The organism is Roseicyclus sp., from assembly GCF_052168335.1.
Taxonomy (GTDB): domain Bacteria; phylum Pseudomonadota; class Alphaproteobacteria; order Rhodobacterales; family Rhodobacteraceae; genus Roseibacterium.
In genome coordinates, this window is the sequence record NZ_JBQLZP010000054.1 from 1 (window position 1) to 1821 (window position 1821).

At 74.0% G+C, this 1821-nt stretch carries 2 protein-coding genes and 1 pseudogene; 2 read left to right on the forward strand and 1 reads right to left on the reverse strand.

What is annotated here, in order from left to right; translation table 11 throughout:
- Nucleotides 1–259: pseudogene (locus tag ACTS11_RS01845) on the reverse strand (YceD family protein); the annotation flags it as partial.
- Between the two features lie 165 nt (nucleotides 260–424).
- Between ACTS11_RS01845 and ACTS11_RS01850 the strand changes: the two are divergent.
- Both ACTS11_RS01850 and ACTS11_RS01855 read left to right on the forward strand, forming a co-directional pair.
- Complete coding sequence (locus ACTS11_RS01850) at nucleotides 425–904, forward strand: outer membrane protein assembly factor BamE (RefSeq protein WP_442638651.1); 480 nt, start codon at nucleotides 425–427, stop codon at nucleotides 902–904.
- Between the two features lie 111 nt (nucleotides 905–1015).
- Nucleotides 1016–1789, forward strand: coding sequence for a GNAT family N-acetyltransferase (locus tag ACTS11_RS01855; protein ID WP_442638652.1), 774 nt, complete (start codon nucleotides 1016–1018; stop codon nucleotides 1787–1789).
- Nucleotides 1790–1821 lie beyond the last annotated feature (32 nt).

The following is a 1821-nucleotide window of genomic DNA, read 5'->3' on the forward strand; positions in this document are numbered from 1 at the left end:
TCCGCGTCGTCACCGGGGCGAGCGTGACCACGCAGGGCTGCACGACGGTCGCCCCGAGCTTGCCCCGGAGGTGCCAGTCGGTCCGGCCGGCGGGCAGGATCTCGCCCTCGAAGCGGAGCTTGCGCACCGCCTCGATCCCGAGGCGCGCGGCGGCCCCGGCCCGCGCCTCGGCGTCGGGCTCGAGCCGGAAGGTCACGGGCGCGCGGCTGCGGCGCGCCAGCGTCACGATGCTCTCCGATCCGGGTTTCGGGGTCGTCATGGCCGCCCTCCCATGGTGGGCCCGCCCCGCGGGCGCCTCGGGGACCTCGGGCCGAACTTGCCCCGGAAGGTCCCATGGGTTAAGCGGATACAAACCCGCGCGCCCCTGCGCAAGCGGGGCAGGGACCGGCCTCTCGCCGGCGACGCGACGACAGACAGAGGCCAGATGAGCACGCGACCCTTCCGTTTCCCCAGCCTCCCGCGCGCCGCCGCGCGGCTTCTCGCGCCCATCCTCCTCGCCGCCGTGCTGACCGCCTGCGCGGCGACCTACAACAATCACGGCTTCGTGCCGCCCGAGGAGGAGCTCGCGCAGCTCCAGATCGGCGTGGATACGCGCGAGACGGTGGCCGAGCTCGTCGGTCAGCCCTCCGCCTCGGGCGTCCTGCGCGACGAGGCCTGGATCTACGCGGCCTACCGGGTGCGGAACTACACCTACCAGGCCCCCGAAGTGGTCGAGCGCGAGGTGGTCGCGATCTCCTTCGACGCCGGGGGCCGCGTCGCCAACGTCGAGCGCTTCGGCCTCGAGGACGGGCAGCTCGTGCAGCTCTCGCGCCGCGTGACGGAGAGCTCGGTCCGCGACCTCGGCTTCTTCCGCCAGCTCATGCGCAACCTCGGCCGCCTCGACCTCGGTGCGCTCGGCAGCTGATCCCGCGCGGACCACACGCGGCGCCGGGCGTCGTTTCCTGCCCGGCGGTCCCCTTTTCGTGCTAGTCTCCCCGGTGGGAGGACAGAACCTGCGGGGACCGGAGGGCTGGCCATGCTGACGCTCACCCGGGGACGCTACCGTGCGCGGCGCGCCGCGTCGGAGGAGGACGTGGCCGCGGCGCAGGCCCTGCGCTGGACCGCGTTCCGCGCGGCGCGCGGGCAGGGGGCGGCGGGCCGCGACGCCGACGCCTTCGACCCGAGCTGCGACCATGTCCTCGTCGAGGACCAGCGCAGCGGCACGCTGGTCTGCTGCTTCCGCCTCCTGCACCTGCCGTCCGGCGCCGAGATCGAGCGGAGCTATTCGGCGCAGTTCTACGAGCTCTCGGCGCTCAAGTCCTTCGACGCGCCCATGGTCGAGATGGGGCGCTTCTGCATCCATCCCGACTGGCGCGACCCCGACATCCTGCGCGTCGCCTGGGCCGCGATGACGGCCTATGTGGACGAGAAGGGCGTTCAGATGCTCTTCGGCTGCTCCTCCTTCCACGGGACCGAGGCGCGGGAGTATCTCGACGCCTTCGCGCTCCTGCGGCAGCGGCACCTCGCGCCGCCGCGCTGGCTGCCGCGGGTGAAGGCGCCGGCCGTCTTCCGCTTCGGCAGCCTCCTGCGCGGCAAGCCCGACCCGATGCTCGCGATGGCGAAGATGCCGCCGCTCCTGCGGACCTATCTCCTGATGGGGGGCTGGGTCTCGGATCACGCGGTGATCGACCGCGACCTCGGCACGCTGCACGTCTTCACGGGGCTCGAGGTGGGCGCGGTGCCCGCCGCGCGCGCCCGCCGCCTCCGCGCGCTCAGCGGGGCGCCGGAGCGCGCGGGATCGCTCGGCTGAAGCGGGGCGCCCGCGGGCCCGGCAGCCAGGCG